The sequence below is a fragment of the Arthrobacter sp. B3I9 genome (assembly GCF_030816935.1).
Lineage (GTDB): Bacteria > Actinomycetota > Actinomycetes > Actinomycetales > Micrococcaceae > Arthrobacter.
This window is the reverse complement of the sequence record NZ_JAUSYO010000001.1, coordinates 165598-180196: the sequence shown is the minus strand read 5'-3', so window position 1 is coordinate 180196 and position 14599 is coordinate 165598. Positions and strand designations below refer to the sequence as shown.

The window sequence follows — 14599 nt, the reverse complement described above, 5'->3', positions numbered from 1 at the left end:
ACACCTCCTGAGTTCCGCGGGCTTACTTAGCAGGCTAGGCCAGTAATGCGCTCCCGCGCAGATCTACTTCCTGCCGCGCCACGCCGGGAAACCTGGGGTAATGCTGGGGCTTCTGTTTCGGCTCCGCCCTGCTCTCCTGTACCGGCGCAGCCCTACTGCTCTTCCTCCTCCTGGGCGGTGTACGTGTCCAGCAGCCGGGCCGCGCCGGCGCCTTCTTCGCCTTCCGCTGCAAGGGCGGTCCGCATGTTCTCTGCCTTCTCGCCGCCCGCGGGGAACGGTGGCAGCAGCGGAATATCGGGATCGGTCATGACCTCGAGCACCACCGGCCGGTCCGCTGCGAGGGCGCGTTCCCACGCGTCGGCGAGCTGCTCCGGCGCCTCGACCCTGATGCCTTGCAGGCCGAGCAGTTCACCGTAGCCCGCGAAGGGGAAGTCCGGCAGTTCCTGGCTGTCCCGGAACCTCGGCTCGACCTCGCTTTCGCGTTGCTCCCATGTCACTTCGGCCAGGTCGCGGTTGTTGAAGACGCAGACCACAAAGCGCGGATCCTGCCAGTCGCGCCACCGGTGGGCCACGGTGATCAGTTCCGCGATACCGGCCATCTGCATGGCGCCATCACCGGACAGCGCCACGAGCGGCCGGTCCGGGTTGGCAAGCTTCGCGGCCAGCCCGTAGGGGATGGAACAGCCCATGCTTGCCAGCGTTCCGGACAGGTGCGCCGGCACGCCCGGCGGGAGCGCCAGCTGGCGGGCGTACCAGTACACGCAACTGCCGACGTCGACGCTCACCATGGCGTTGTCAGGCAGCCGCCCGTTCAGCTCCCGGACGACGCGTTCCGGATTGACGCCCTGCGCCGGCACGTCAGCCCGCTCAGCGCGGAGCCGGTGCCAGTTGCGTACCTCGTTTTCGACGTCCTGCCGCCACGGCGTGGACTCCCTTTGCCGGAGCCTGCCCAGAAGGGCGGTGATGGTGCGGGCGGCGTCTCCGGGCAGGCCGGCCTCCACCGGGTAGCGGTTGCCGATCTTGCGCTCGTCGATGTCGATCTGCACGGCACGGGCAGCGCCGGGCGGCGGATAGAACTCCGTCCAGGGGTCGTTGGAGCCGATGATCAGCAGGGTGTCGCAGTTGCCCAGCAGATGCGCGCTCGCGGTGCTGCCCAGATGTCCCATGGTCCCGGCCGCGAAGGGCAGCGCTTCATTGACGTACGGTTTGCCCAGCAGGCTGGTCGCGATCCCGGCGCCGAGCTTCTCGGCGATGGCCACGACTTCCTCCTGGGCGTGCCGGGCGCCCTGCCCCACCAGCAGCGCCACTTTTTGTCCTGCGTTGAGGATTTCCGCGGCGGCGTCCAGGTCCTCGTCGCGGGCGACTGCCGCCGCGGTGCCCCACGCCGGCGCGGTCACCACGATCCCGTGCTTCTGCTCCAGCTCCGGGGCCGGAGCGGACTGGATGTCATGCGGAACGATCACGACGCAGGGGGAGCGGGTGGCCAGGGCTGTCCGGAAAGCCCGATCCAGGACCATGGGGAGCTGCTCCGGAGTGCTCACCAGCTGCGCGAACTGGGCCGCGACATCCTTGAACAGCGTGCCGAGGTCAATCTCCTGCATATAGGCCGAACCCAGCACGGTGCGCGCCTGCTGCCCGACGATCGCGACCACGGGGACGCCGTCGAGCTTGGCATCGTAAAGGCCGTTGAGGAGGTGGACCGCGCCGGGACCCTGGGTGGAGGTCACCACGCCCACCCCGCCCGTGTATTTGGCGTGCCCCACAGCCATGAAGGCCGCTGTCTCCTCGTGCCGCGCCTGGACGAACTCGATGTCCTCTTTGGCCCGCCGCAGGGCCCCCATGAAGCCGTTGATGCCATCACCGCTGTAGCCGAAGACGCGGTCCACGCCCCACGCTTTCAGACGCTCGACGATCAGATCAGCGACGACTCGTTCGGCCATGGGTGCCTCCGGTTCCGGGACTGCGCGGTTGTTTGTTCCCTCCACAACCTAGCCGCGGTTCCCGGAACGTGTCGAGGGCGGTGCCCCACCGCCCCCCGGCTCAGATGCCCCTCTATAACGCCGATTGCTCCGTAACTGCCGTTATCAGGCGTGAAAACGGCAGTTACGGAGCAATCGATGGTGGAGTGGCAGGACCGGGAGCGGCCCCCGGCGCCTGAGTCCAGGCCGGAACGCCTTGCAGCTGGACTTTAGGCGTCGCGGAGCGGACGCCGGGCCAGCCACGCGGCGACGATCGCGCCGGAGATGTTGTGCCAGAGCGAGAACACCGCGGACGGAAGCGCGGTCAGCGGGCTGAAGTGCGCCGTCGCCAGGGTCGCAGCCAGCCCCGAGTTCTGCATGCCGACCTCGAAGGCCAGCGCGCGGCGGGCCTTGTCATCCAGGCGGCCCAGCTTGCCCGCGAGGTACCCCAGTCCCAGTCCGAACCCGTTGTGCAGCACCACGGCGAGGAAGACGATCCCGCCGGCGGCGACGATCTTGCTGGCACTGCCGGCCACCACGATCGCCACGATCAGGGAGATCACGACGGCGGAGGCCCAGGGCAGCACCGGAAGCACCCTGGCGACGAGCTTCTTGAGGAACAGGCGGGCCAGCAGGCCGGCGATCACCGGCACCAGGACGGTCTTGACGATGTCCAGGAACATGCCCGCGGCGTCGATCTGCAGGTAGGAGCCGGCCAGGAACAATACCAGCAGCGGCGTCACCACCGGCGCGATGAGCGTGGAGACCGAAGCGACGGCGACGGACAGGGCGACGTCGCCCTTGGCCAGGAAGGCCATCACGTTGGACGCGGTGCCCGAAGGCGCGCAACCGACCAGGATCAGCCCGACGGCCAGTTCCGGGGGCAGGTTCAGGGCGACGGCGATCAGCCAGCCGGCCCCGGGCATGATGACGTAGTGCGCCACGATTCCGAGGACCACGGCCCACGGACGCTTGGCCACGGAGGCGAAGTCGGGCGGGGTCAGGGTCAGGCCCATGCAGAACATGATGATGCCCAGAAAGTACGGCACGCTCGGGCCGAGCGGCTTGAAGGCACCCGGCATCAGGTAACCGGCAACCCCTGCTACGACTACGAGCAGCGGAAAGACAGTGACCGCGATCCGGGCGATCTTGGCCTCGGCGGCGAGGGCGGGGTTGACCGGGACAGCTTCGGCGCTGGCTTCCGGAGCGGACTGGGTGGATTTAGTTGCCTCAAGCATCCAAGAATGGTGGCACTGCGGCCGCAAACCCGCCAATTCGTGACCGGTCAGGGCCCAAATATGTCAGATTTTGTGCCGCTCCAGCGCCGGCGGGCTTGGTTTTCAGGGATCCAGCCGTCCCGAGGCGGCACGAAGCCGCCGGAATGTCCCCACCTTTCGCAGGTCCCGCCGGCGTGTCCCGCAGAACCGCCGGGAGCTCCCGCCGTCGTGCTTTCAAACCTGGGGAGATTCCGCGCGCAATCGTCCTTCAACGGGTCGGCCGGAACGGCTAGGCTCTGGCTATGGCACAGACGTGGGAGCCGGGCCATGCCGGTGTGCTCCGTCTTCCCTCCGGACGCCTCATCCGGGGCAGGGGGCTATGGGCGCCGTCGCCGGGAGAGCCGCAGCCGGAGTTCGGGCTGTACCTGCTGGGCCAGCGGCCGCGCCCGGTTGGGTGGGACTTCCGCTGGGTTCGCTGGCCGGACCTCCGCCTGCCCGCGGACGATGCTGATGCCTTGGACGCCCTCCAGGAAGCCTGGTGCCGCTCGGAAAGCGAGCGGGTCGAGGTGGCATGCTGGGCCGGCCGCGGCCGGACCGGCACCGCCCTTGCCTGCATCGCAGTCCTCGACGGCGTCCCTCCGGCGGAGGCCGTCGATTTCGTCCGCAAGCACTACCGCCGGGGCGCTGTGGAAACACCGTGGCAACGGGCCTACGTCCGCCGCTTCCGGGGCCGGCAGACGTAAGACCGGTGCAGCCCGATCCAGCGAAGCTGCCCGCTCTGGCGGTTGCGCCTATCGGTGCGCGTAGGTGAGGCAGTCGGCGTTGTCCGCGCCCGGGCCTACGTGCACCTCCGGAGCCTTGCACATCAGGTGGTCGTTGTGGACGCACTCGGCACGCTGGCACGCGCCGACATCCGCGAGAACCTTGGGCAACCCGCCGTGGGTGCCGGTGTCGATGAAGGTGGCGCAGGACGCATGGTCTTCGGTCCCGCCGACGGTGATGGCCGCGGCGTTGCAGTGCGTATGGTCGTTGAAGGAGCAGTTGGAAACAGTGCAGTCTGCCACGTGCGTTGTCATGGGAAGATCCTCCGTGGTCCGGCTGCCCGGGGCGGGCTGCCGCTCTATCCAAGGTAGGCCTGCGGGCGCCGAGCAAAAAGACCCAATACTGTGACCTAATCCGCCGCCATCGGCGTGGGCGTCCAGACGGGGCCAGCAGTAATAGCCCTGCCGGCCGCACAGCCGCGCCGATGCTACGCCTGCGTCAGGCGGTACCGTTCGAGCTGCTTGAGCCGCCGCAGCAGGCTATCGCGGCGGGGGTGGGGTACGACGTCGGCCGGTTCGGCGGTGAGGTCGATGTGCTGGGTGCCGTACTGCCAGAGCAGCAGGTCATCCAGGAGCCGGTCGGGGCCGGGGGAGTAGCGGTGGTCAAGGGCCTGGCGGACCTCGGTGATGCGGTTTGCGCTGAGCAGCCCGGCGAGCTGGACGGTCTGGTTCAGCCCATGCGCCGCCATCAGTTCTGCCGCCCAGCCCCAGTCGTCGTCGACCTTCCGGTCCACGTGCGGCAGCAGAGTCCGCCAGACGTCCCGGATCCGGTTGGGGGTGAGCTGGGCAGCGCCTTCACCGTCCATGTCCCAGTAGCTGCGGACTTCCTCGTAGCGGTCGTGCAGATCCGAGAAGGCCCCCTCCACTGTTTCGAGCATCGCCGCCGTGGCGGTGAACTGCCGGTCGAACTGCGGGGTCCAGGCGCGGGGATCCTTGGCCTTGAAGCGGATGTCGTGCTCGATCTCGCTCCACGCGTGCGCGAACACCGTCCGGATCTGGCACTCGAAGAAGTAGCTGCCGTTGGGCGGGATGTCCGGGTTCAAGAGCTGCTGGTAGGCCTTGACCGCCTCGTTCTGGATGGTCCGAAGGATCAGGTGCCGGCTGGAGTAGCCGTAGGTGCCCGATTCGATCGAGCCGATGTCCTTTTCTCGGTCCCCCCGGCAATCGAAGAGCTGTCGCTGGCGCTTGATCAGGTTGGCTACCACCGCGTTTTCCGCCGGGAGCTTGGTGATAACCCGGATGCCCACCATGTCATTGAGCGTCCGAAAGGGGTCCGGGAACTTCAGGACCGGCGGCCCGCCCGGCTCCAGGGGCTTCTCCGTCCGGGAGATCTTTTCACGGAAGGATTCCACCGTCTTGGTGCGGCCCGTGACGAACAGCGGGGTCACCTCGGTGCCCTTGAGCATGCTGCGCAGCGTGAGCAAGACCTCCCGGGTGACAAGTTTCAGGGCAGGACGGAGCCGCTCGTACAGTTCCACATTTTCCTGCACGGATTCCCGCTGGCTCGGGTCAAGCCGTTCCCAGTTGCTCGCCATAGGTCCAGCTTACGGCGGAGGTCCGACGGCGGAAGGCTGACACCCGCCGGCGGGCTCCGGCAGGCGCCACACCCGCAGTAGCCCGGCCCGCCACGAAGAACCAGTCCGGCCCGGAAGAACCGGCCCGGCCAGTCGGCAGGCTCAGCCGTGCCGCACCCTGCCCAAGGTAGGCTCTGCACATGGCTGCTGTGCGGCGTCGGAATTTTGATCGCGGCCGCAGCGACGGTGGCATTGGGGGCAAACTCCGCTACCGGTTCACCAGGCCCTGAGGAGGACAACGTGAAGCGGCACAAGTACAGCTATGGCGAGAGCCCGAGCCAGTGGGGCGAGCTCTTCCTGCCGGATGTGGCGGTGCCCAAGGGCGTCGTGGTCGTCATCCACGGCGGTTACTGGCGCTCCCAGTACGGGGCCGAGCTCGGTGAGCCGCTGGCCAAGGACCTCGCAGCCCGCGGCATGGCGGCATGGAACCTCGAGTACCGCCGCGCGGGCAACGGCGGGGGCTGGCCGAACACGTTCTCCGACGTCCTCGCCGGAATCGACAAGCTGCGCGACGTTGCGGGCGAGCACGGACTCGGGTTGGACAAGGTTGTTGCCCTGGGGCATTCGGCCGGCGGACATCTGGCGGTCTGGGCCGCAGGCCGGGACCGGCTCGGCCAGGTGGGAGCTCCGGATGCCGACCGCCAGCTGTTGCGCAAAGACGACGGCGCGGTCCGGCTCACCGGCGTCGTGAGCCAGTCGGGCGTGCTGAACATCGCCGCTGCCGAACGGCTGAACCTAAGCAACGGTGCCGTCAGTAATCTGCTGGGCGGCTCCTCGGAGAAATACCCGAAGCGGCATAAATACGCGGACCCGATGAGCGCCGTCCCTCTGAACATCCCCGTCTACGCTATCCACGGAACCGAAGACGACGACGTTCCCGTGAGCCAGTCGGAGACGTACGTGGCTGCGGCCAAAGCCGCGGGAGCGCCCGTCCATCTGCTCAAGATCCCCGGGGACCACTTCGCGCTCATCGACCCGAAGGCCCCCGCGTACCGGAAATGCCGCGAGATGGTGGAGCTGCTGCTGAGCTAAGCTGCTCTGCTACTTCTTGTCGCTGTCCGAAACGGCAGAGCTCACAGCGGTGGGGCTGTCATATTCCTTGTCGGGAATGGATTTGAGCGCTTCAAGAACGGGGCCGTCCGCGCCCTCCTTTTCAGCGGTAGAGACGAGGGTGCTCCGGTCTGCCGGGTAACTGACGCCCGCCAGGAACTTCTGGATCTGGATGGGATTTGGCGTGTCGTTCATCGCGGTCCTCTCTCGGTGAGTGCGCTGTGGACAAGGCTGTTGATCAAGGCTGTTGGACCAGCCGTAGAAGCTGGAATGCCGCGCCTCCCGGCCTGGTCCGCTAAGCGTACTTATCCTTACCGGTGCGCGGTAGGCCTTGTCAGTTCTTCCGGCGTCGCCCGCTCCCCGACCACGCCTGCAGTCCGCTGGCGGGGGAGCGCCGCATCCGCTGGCGGCACGGCGCGGCCTGCACCTAGACTGAAGGCAGGTGCGCCGGGAAGTCTGGTCGGCATGATTCTGTCGAGCCAAGATTTAGGACCTGCATGAGCCAGTCGCCTCCTCCCGTCCCGCCGCGCCGCACGGTCTTCGGCCGCGGCAGTTATGCCGAATCGCTGCGGATCGGGGAAATCCTCCGCAAAGAAACGGTGGGTGGTGCTCTGCTCGTGGCGGCCGCAGTGACCGCGCTCGTCTGGGCCAACTCGCCGGCGTCCGACAGCTACTTTGCGCTTCGGGACTACACCGTAGGCTACGAGCCGTGGCACCTTAACCTCAGCCTGGGGGCCTGGGCCGCGGACGGGCTGCTCGCGATCTTCTTTTTCCTGGTGGGGCTCGAACTCAAGCGCGAATTCATCGCCGGCGACCTGCGTGAGTTCAGCAAGTCCATCGTTCCGGTGGCAGCCGCCGTCGGGGGTGTGGCCGTTCCCGCCCTCCTCTACGTCCTCGTCAACCTCGGCAGCCCCGGAACCCTGCGCGGCTGGGCCGTCCCCACTGCAACGGACATCGCCTTCGCCGTCGCGGTGCTGGCGCTCATCGGCTCGCACCTCCCGAGTGCCCTGCGTATTTTTCTCCTCACCCTCGCGGTGGTGGATGACCTGCTGGCCATCACCATCATTGCCGTCTTCTACTCCAGCGAGCTCCATCCGGTACCGCTCCTTCTGGCCGTGATTCCGCTGGGCTTCTACACCTTCCTGGTGCAGAAGTACCCGCGCTTCTTCGGCGTGAAAGCCGTCGCCGCGTGGGTCATTCTGCTGCCCCTGGGGGTCATCGTCTGGGCGCTGGTGCACGCTTCCGGAATCCACGCCACAGTGGCCGGCGTCCTGCTCGGCTTTGCCATCCCGGTCCTCCGCTCCAGGGCCAGCGGCGGACCGGAGGCAGGGCCCGGGCTGGCCGAGGTCTTCGAGCACCGCTTCCGCCCCATCTCCGCCGGCATCGCGGTGCCGGTATTTGCTTTCTTCTCGGCCGGCGTCGCGGTTGGCGGCTGGGCGGGCCTCGGCTCGGCCCTGGGCAGTCCTGTTGCCGTGGGCATCATCGTTGCCCTCGTGCTGGGAAAGCCAATGGGCATCCTCGGCAGCACCTGGCTGCTGACCAAGGCCACGAAGGCCCGGCTGGATGACACCTTCAAATGGATCGACATCTTCGGCGTCGCGATCCTGGCCGGCATCGGCTTCACAGTGTCGCTGCTGGTGGCCGAACTGGGCTTCGGTCACGGCAGCACCCACGACAACGAGGCCAAGGTGGCCATCCTGGCCGCGTCCGTGCTGGCGGCGCTGCTGGCAACGGTGGTGTTGCGGACCAGGAACCGGCACTACCGCAAGGCCGAGGAGGACGAGAAAATCGATTCGGACCACGACGGCATTCCGGACGTCTACCAGCAGGACAGTGCGGGTTAGCGGCACCGGCCGGCCCTGGTCCTCACCCGCCTCCCCGATATCATTGAGGGGCAGGCAACCGCCGCTTACCGGCACCCGAAAGGACACACATGAAGAGCATTTCCGTCCAGGAACTGGCAGGGCTGGGCCAGGACGCGGAGATCGTGGACGTCCGCGAGGACGACGAATTCGCAGCGGTCCGCGTCGCCGGAAGCAGGAGCATTCCGCTATCCCGCTTTGTGCAGTCCCTGGCCGATATCCCGGCCACGGGGACCGTCTACCTGATGTGTGCGGCCGGCGGCCGCAGCGCCCAGGCCACCGCCTACCTTGAGGACCAGGGGTACGACGCCGTCAACGTCACCGGCGGCATCAATGAATGGCAGCGCGGCGGTCTTCCCGTCGACCACGGCTGAGCCAGGCCGGCGTCTTTGAGCCGCGACAGTCAGCAGAGCGGGCTGAAGCGGCGCTGGTGCGCATCCAGCAGGAGGAAGCATGGACGTCATCGTGATCGAGACCCCGCAACTGGGGGACCGCAGCTACCTCGTCCACGACGGTGAGGTTGCGCTGGTCATCGACCCGCAGCGGGACATCGACCGGGTCGAGGCGGCAGCACGCGATGCCCGGGTCCGGATCACCCATGTGGCGGAAACCCACCTGCACAATGACTACGTCACGGGCGGTTTCGCCCTGGCGCGGGCGCACGGCGCGACCTACCTGGTCAACGCCGCCGAGCCTGTGCAATTCGACCGCCAGCCGATCACGGACGGCCAGACCGTCCGGGTCGGTTCGCTCACCGTCAAGGCGGTCGCCACCCCCGGCCACACCCACAACCACCTGTCCTTCATCGTGGACGACGGCGAGCAGCAGGCCGTTTTCTCCGGCGGCAGCCTGCTGTACGGCTCGGTGGGCCGCACCGACCTCGTCGCCCCTGCCGATACTGTCGGCCTCACCCACGACCAGTACTCCTCGGTGCGGCGCCTGGTGGGCGAGGCCGCCGTCGACGCGTCCCTGTTCCCAACGCACGGCTTCGGCTCCTTCTGCTCCTCCGGCCCGGCCAGCGGAGCGGGATCCTCGACCATCGCCGAGCAGCTGGCCGCCAACCACGCCCTCACGGACCCGGATGAGGACCATTTCGTCCGTGAACTCATCGCCAACCTCACGGCCTATCCCTCCTACTACGCGCACATGGCTGAGGCCAACGCCCGGGGGCCGGGGCCGGCGGAGCTGGCCGTGCCGGAATCGCTCGATGCCGCCGAGCTCGGCCGGCGCCTTGCGGATGGCGAATGGGTGGTGGACCTGCGGCAGCGGGTGGCCTTTGCCCACCAGCACCTGCACGGCAGCGTGAGCTTCGAATACGGCAACAGCTTCAGCACCTATCTGGGCTGGCTCCTTCCGGTGCGGGAGCCGTTGACTCTGGTGGGCTCGCGGAAGGATGTGGAGAACGCCGTCCGCGATCTCTCCCGGCTCGGAATCGACTCCCCGGATACCGCCGTCGGAACAGACCCGCACGGGCTGGCGCCGCAGGCGCGCCTGGACTCCTATCCGCGGGTGGGCTGGGACGGGGTCCTGGCCGGCCGCGCGCCGGAGGATACCGTGCTCGATGTGCGCCGCGCCGACGAATACGCCCGGTCCCGGGTAACCGGTGCCCTGAACATCCCGCTCCACGACGTGCTGCCCCGGCTTGCGGAAGTGCCCGCCGGAAAGCTGTGGGTGCACTGCGCCTCCGGGTACCGGGCCGGCATTGCCGCCAGTCTCCTGCACCGGGCCGGCAGGGACGTGGTCCACATCGACGCCAGTTTCCACGACGCCGGGACCGCCGGGATGCCCCTTGACCGGACCGGGTCCGCGCCGAACTGATCGGACAGTGGCTGAAACACTGGCGCGCCGGGCGGCGTTCTCTGGCAGAGTATGAGCATGCTGACAGTAATTGGCGAGGGCCTTGTCGACGTCGTCCAGCGCTCTTCCGGTGTCCAGGCGCACGTGGGCGGCAGTCCCCTCAACGTTGCAGTGGGGTTGGCCAGGCTGGACCACCCGGTGCAGTTCATCGGCCGCTACGGACGGGACGCTTACGGGGAGGCGGTGGCAGCGCACCTGCGGTCCAGCTCGGTGCTGCTTCCGGTGGGACCGGACGCGCTCCCTACCAGCGTGGCCACCGCCCTGATCGACGACGACGGTGCCGCCAGCTACACCTTCGACCTCGCCTGGGAGCTTCCCGGCCTCGCTGACCGGCTGCCGTTCATGCTGCAGGGCACCACCCTGCTGCACACCGGCTCGATCGCCACCATGCTTGCACCGGGGGCCGCGGACGTGCTGGCCGCCGTCGAACATGCCCATCCGTCCGTGACCGTCAGCTTCGATCCGAACTGCCGGCCCAGCATCATCACCGACGTGGACTACGCCCGCCGGCAAGCCGAAAAATTCGTTCCGCTCGCGGACGTGGTGAAGGCCTCGGATGAGGACCTGGAGTGGCTCTATCCCGGGCAGGACCCGCTGGATTCCGCCCGCCGCTGGCTGTCCCTGGGCGGCTCGGGAGGCCCGGCCATGGTCGTGGTGACGCGCGGAGCGGAAGGGCCGTGGGGCGTGAACGCGTCCGGCGAAACCCACTTCCCCGCCCCTTCCGTCGACGTGGCGGACACCGTGGGCGCGGGCGATTCCTTCATGGCTGCGCTGCTGTCCGGCATCGTGGACCTCGGCCTGGACGGGGCGCAGAACCGCAAGGACCTGAGGGAACTCGCCGCCGGAAGCCTCCGTGAACTCCTGGCCCGCGCCTCCTGGGCAGCTGCTGTGACGGTCTCGCGCGCCGGTGCCAACCCGCCCACCCGGGCGGAACTGAACCGGATGGAGCTCGAAGCGGAGGCTCCCGCGCCTGCGGAGTCAGAAGCCGCCGACCCCGAGAGCGCCGATCTTTCCACCAACTGAAAGGAAGCCATGACAAGCAACGATGCCCCCACCTTCCGCCTCAGCAGCAGGTCGCTGGAGGAAGGACAGACCATTCCGCCGGCGCAGCGCAGCGACAGGCTGGGCGCCGGCGGACGGGACGAATCACCGCAGCTGAGCTGGAGCGGCGCCCCGGAAGGAACGCGTAGCTACGCCGTGACCGTGTTCGATCCGGACGCCCCCGGCGCCGGCGGGTACTGGCACTGGGCCGTCGTGGACCTGCCGCCCGACGTCACGTCCCTGCCCGAGGGAGCCGGCGCAGAGGACGGCCCGCAGCTCCCGCCGGGTGCCCTGCAGCTGAAGAATGACGCGGGCTTCCATGGGTATGTGGGAGCTGCGCCGCCTCCGGGCCACGGTCCGCACCGCTACCTCATGACGGTCCACGCCCTCGACGTGGAGCAGTCAGGGGTGGACAGCCGCACCTCGCCGGCAAGCCTGGAATCCAGGCTCTCGGACCACGTCCTGGCCAAGGCCACCCTCACGGGGGTCTACGAACGGCGCTAGGCGGCCGACGTCGTTCCTGGCCGCCAGAGCCCTTCTTCACCGGGCCGTTTCGACGGTTCCGTGCGCACTCGATGATTCGTGCCGTCGAAACGGGTGCTCATCCGTCGAAACGGCCCGCGCCCCTGCCTCGGCGCGCCCACGTAGACTGGCAGTATGCGGCTGGTAGCGAGTGACATTGACGGAACGATCCTCGGCCGCGACGGCAAAATCAGCGAACGCACGGTCCGTGCCTTCCATGCCTGCCGCGAAGCGGGGGTCGAACTCGTCTTCGTCACGGGGCGCCCGCCGCGCTGGCTGCACCCGTTGCAGGACCAGCTCGGGCACACCGGGACCGTGATCTGTTCCAACGGCGCCGTGGTCTGGGACCTCGAAGCCGACGGAGTGATTTCGTCCCGGGGCCTCAACCTCGAGGCCGTTCTCGAGACGCGCCGGATCATCCAGGGCATCCGGCCCTCTGCACTGTTCGCCGCCGAAACCCTGACGGGATTCCACCTTGAGCCGGGCTTCATCGAGAACGGGTCCAGCGAGCTGCTCGCAGAATTCACGCCCGCGCCGCTGGACAGCACGCTCACCGCGGAGGACTCTGTGGTGAAGTTCCTCGCTGTCGTGCGGGAGGGCACCGCGGACGAGTTCCTCGCCGAAGTCACGCCCGCCGTCGCGCATCTGGCCTCGGCCACCCATTCCGCACCGAACGTCGCCCTCCTGGAACTGTCCCTCCCGGGCGTCAACAAGGCTGTCACGCTGGCCGAGTACGCGGCCGCCCTGGGCATCGACGCCGGGGACGTGGTGGCGTTCGGGGACATGCCCAATGACATTGAGATGCTGCGCTGGGCCGGGCAGGGGTACGCGATGGCCAGCGGACATCCGGAAGCCATCCGCGCGGCCGGTCAGCAGGCTCCGCACTTCGACGACGACGGCGTGGCCCAGATTCTCGAGGCCAAGCTCGCCGCCCTCGGGGTCCGGCTCACCTGACCCCGGCCCTTTGATCCAGGCCGGCCTGCCGGCCTATCACCGGATTCCCAGCTTCCGGCCAACTCGCGTTCACTTTGGCCCCATAGGTTGAATGCCATGACGGACCGTTCGAGCGACAGTGGGGAAATCATGGCCAGGCACCGCATGCAACTGACGGACGAACAACCCGTGCGCCGGGTGGAACCGGACCCGCGCTGGAAGGACCTGCGCCGCGGAGACAGGGTCTCCGTCCGCACGCGCCCCGGCTACGAAACCGGCGGTCTCATCGACGCCGTGACGGACGATCACACGGTGGTCTGGGTGGATCTCGACGGCGGCCGGGGGCGGACGCTGCTGCACTGCAGCGACGGCGTCGAAATTTTTCTCTCCCCCTCCTGACCCCGGCACTGCCGGCGGCAGGCGGCGCCCGCGGGCTCCGGTACGCTTCAGGCATGAGCACGCCCCACCCGTACTTTTCCGCCGGCGGTGCCTCCGACGGACCCCTGGCCCTGGCCCACCGCGGCTTCTCCCGCGAGGGCCTGGAAAACTCCATGGCCGCGTTCAGCGCCGCCGTCGAGCTCGGCTTCCGGCACCTTGAGACTGACGTGCACACCACGGCCGACGGCGTCCTGTTGCTGTTCCACGATGAGGCGCTGGACCGGGTCACGGACGGCAGGGGGCGGATCGCGGAGCTTTCTGCGGCTACGGTCGCGCGGGCGCGGATCGGGGGAGCCGAGCCGATCCCGCTCTTTGAGGAACTCATAACCGCGTTTCCGGATGTCCGGCTGAACCTGGACGTCAAGGACTGGAACTCGGTGGCCACCCTGGCTGAGGCGATCGAGCGGTACGGGCTCCATGACCGCGTGCTGGTTGCCAGCTTTTCCGACCGGCGGCGCCGGGCCGTGCTGAAGCAGCTCAGCCGTCCGGCCGCAGGCTCCGCGGGGCTCTTTTCCACCGGCTTGTTCGTCCTGCTGGGCCCCGTTCTGCCCGGCCCGCTGCTGCGGCTTGTGGCGCGCAGGGCGTTCCGCGGCGTCCAGGCCCTGCAGGTGCCGGTCCGCTTCCGGGCCCTGACAGTGGTGACGCCCGGTTTTGTCGAGCGGGCCCACCGGAACGGCCTGCAGGTGCACGTCTGGACCATCAACGACCCGGCCGAGATGCACCGGCTGCTGGACCTGGGGGTGGACGGGATCATCACCGACCGCGCCGACCTGCTCAAAGAGGTGCTGCAGGAGCGCGGCGCCTGGCGGAACTAAGCCCCGCCGGAACCGGGGGTCACAGGAGCCCTAGCCGCGGCCCATGCTGCCGGCGCCCGGATCCTCGGTGCCCTCGGAAGGGTCTGCGCGGAGGTCTCCCGGATCCGAATCCGGCAGGCCGCCCGGGCCGGGGACGTCGTGTGGATCATCCAGCGGAGGAGTTCCGCCGGGCTCTTCGGTGGGGGCCGGCGGCGGGGAGTCCAGCGGCGAGCCGGCGGGGTCGCCGGGGGTCGCCCGTGACGGGTCGGTGCCCGGTTCGCTGTTCGAACCAGGCCTGGGACCGGCTCCGGGAGAGGAGCTGGTGCCGGCGTCGCGGGTCTCGCCGTCGAGCGCGTTGGAGCCCTCGCTGATGGACGAATGCACCTGGACGTCGTCGCGGGGGTTATCAGGATCGGGGGTGTGGCCGTCGTCGAACTTCTTCGCGGTGCCGCCCAGATTCTCCATGGCGTTTTCCGCCGCCTTGCTGATGCTGTCTCCGATACCCATCGCCGTCTCCTTAGGTCGACACCGT

General features: G+C 68.5%; 16 protein-coding genes. 10 read left to right on the top strand and 6 right to left on the bottom strand.

The genetic code is table 11. From position 1 onward, the window contains the following. Positions 1 to 152 precede the first annotated feature (152 nt). Positions 153 to 1940, bottom strand: coding sequence for a thiamine pyrophosphate-requiring protein (locus QFZ65_RS00900; protein ID WP_306907511.1), 1788 nt, complete (start codon positions 1938 to 1940; stop codon positions 153 to 155). 248 nt (positions 1941 to 2188) lie between these two features. Further along, complete coding sequence (locus tag QFZ65_RS00895) at positions 2189 to 3196, bottom strand: bile acid:sodium symporter family protein (protein ID WP_306907509.1); 1008 nt, start codon at positions 3194 to 3196, stop codon at positions 2189 to 2191. Positions 3197 to 3477: 281 nt separating this feature from the next. Here QFZ65_RS00895 and QFZ65_RS00890 point away from each other — a divergent pair, with 281 nt between their 5' ends. Continuing rightward, positions 3478 to 3918, top strand: a complete 441-nt coding sequence (locus QFZ65_RS00890) for a protein-tyrosine phosphatase family protein (protein ID WP_306907507.1) — start codon at positions 3478 to 3480, stop codon at positions 3916 to 3918. Between the two features lie 48 nt (positions 3919 to 3966). Here QFZ65_RS00890 and QFZ65_RS00885 read toward each other — a convergent pair whose 3' ends face one another. Beyond that, positions 3967 to 4251 carry a DUF1540 domain-containing protein gene (locus tag QFZ65_RS00885; protein ID WP_306907505.1) on the bottom strand — a complete coding sequence of 95 codons (285 nt, stop codon included), beginning with the start codon at positions 4249 to 4251 and terminating at the stop codon, positions 3967 to 3969. A gap of 173 nt (positions 4252 to 4424) precedes the next feature. Further along, the gene (locus QFZ65_RS00880; RefSeq protein ID WP_306907503.1) at positions 4425 to 5531 is read right to left on the bottom strand and encodes a GTP pyrophosphokinase family protein; all 1107 of its coding nucleotides are present in this window, start codon (positions 5529 to 5531) and stop codon (positions 4425 to 4427) included. Positions 5532 to 5810: 279 nt separating this feature from the next. Between QFZ65_RS00880 and QFZ65_RS00875 the strand changes: the two genes are divergently transcribed. After that, on the top strand, positions 5811 to 6602 hold the full coding sequence (locus QFZ65_RS00875; RefSeq protein WP_306907501.1) for an alpha/beta hydrolase: 792 nt from the start codon (positions 5811 to 5813) through the stop codon (positions 6600 to 6602). A 9-nt stretch (positions 6603 to 6611) separates the two neighbouring features. Here QFZ65_RS00875 and QFZ65_RS00870 read toward each other — a convergent pair whose 3' ends face one another. Beyond that, positions 6612 to 6815, bottom strand: a complete 204-nt coding sequence (locus QFZ65_RS00870) for a DUF2795 domain-containing protein (RefSeq protein ID WP_306907500.1) — start codon at positions 6813 to 6815, stop codon at positions 6612 to 6614. A 302-nt stretch (positions 6816 to 7117) separates the two neighbouring features. Here QFZ65_RS00870 and nhaA point away from each other — a divergent pair, with 302 nt between their 5' ends. From nhaA to QFZ65_RS00830, 8 genes are all read left to right on the top strand, one after another. Further along, positions 7118 to 8464: a Na+/H+ antiporter NhaA gene (nhaA, locus tag QFZ65_RS00865; RefSeq protein WP_306907497.1), complete on the top strand. Its 1347-nt coding sequence runs from the start codon at positions 7118 to 7120 to the stop codon at positions 8462 to 8464. 89 nt (positions 8465 to 8553) lie between these two features. Continuing rightward, positions 8554 to 8856 (top strand): rhodanese-like domain-containing protein, encoded by a 303-nt coding sequence (locus QFZ65_RS00860; RefSeq protein WP_306907496.1) that lies wholly within the window; start codon positions 8554 to 8556, stop codon positions 8854 to 8856. A 79-nt stretch (positions 8857 to 8935) separates the two neighbouring features. Next, complete coding sequence (locus QFZ65_RS00855) at positions 8936 to 10300, top strand: rhodanese-like domain-containing protein (RefSeq protein WP_306907495.1); 1365 nt, start codon at positions 8936 to 8938, stop codon at positions 10298 to 10300. A 57-nt stretch (positions 10301 to 10357) separates the two neighbouring features. Beyond that, the gene (locus QFZ65_RS00850; protein WP_306907494.1) at positions 10358 to 11362 is read left to right on the top strand and encodes a carbohydrate kinase; all 1005 of its coding nucleotides are present in this window, start codon (positions 10358 to 10360) and stop codon (positions 11360 to 11362) included. Between the two features lie 9 nt (positions 11363 to 11371). Continuing rightward, positions 11372 to 11884, top strand: a complete 513-nt coding sequence (locus QFZ65_RS00845; protein ID WP_306907493.1) for a YbhB/YbcL family Raf kinase inhibitor-like protein — start codon at positions 11372 to 11374, stop codon at positions 11882 to 11884. 153 nt (positions 11885 to 12037) lie between these two features. Beyond that, positions 12038 to 12856: an HAD family hydrolase gene (locus QFZ65_RS00840; RefSeq protein WP_306907492.1), complete on the top strand. Its 819-nt coding sequence runs from the start codon at positions 12038 to 12040 to the stop codon at positions 12854 to 12856. A gap of 129 nt (positions 12857 to 12985) precedes the next feature. Then, positions 12986 to 13234 (top strand): hypothetical protein, encoded by a 249-nt coding sequence (locus QFZ65_RS00835; protein WP_306912463.1) that lies wholly within the window; start codon positions 12986 to 12988, stop codon positions 13232 to 13234. A 53-nt stretch (positions 13235 to 13287) separates the two neighbouring features. Continuing rightward, positions 13288 to 14088: a glycerophosphodiester phosphodiesterase gene (locus tag QFZ65_RS00830; protein WP_306907491.1), complete on the top strand. Its 801-nt coding sequence runs from the start codon at positions 13288 to 13290 to the stop codon at positions 14086 to 14088. Positions 14089 to 14118: 30 nt separating this feature from the next. Here QFZ65_RS00830 and QFZ65_RS00825 read toward each other — a convergent pair whose 3' ends face one another. Then, positions 14119 to 14574 (bottom strand): hypothetical protein, encoded by a 456-nt coding sequence (locus QFZ65_RS00825; RefSeq protein WP_306907489.1) that lies wholly within the window; start codon positions 14572 to 14574, stop codon positions 14119 to 14121. Between the last annotated feature and the right edge of the window lie 25 nt (positions 14575 to 14599).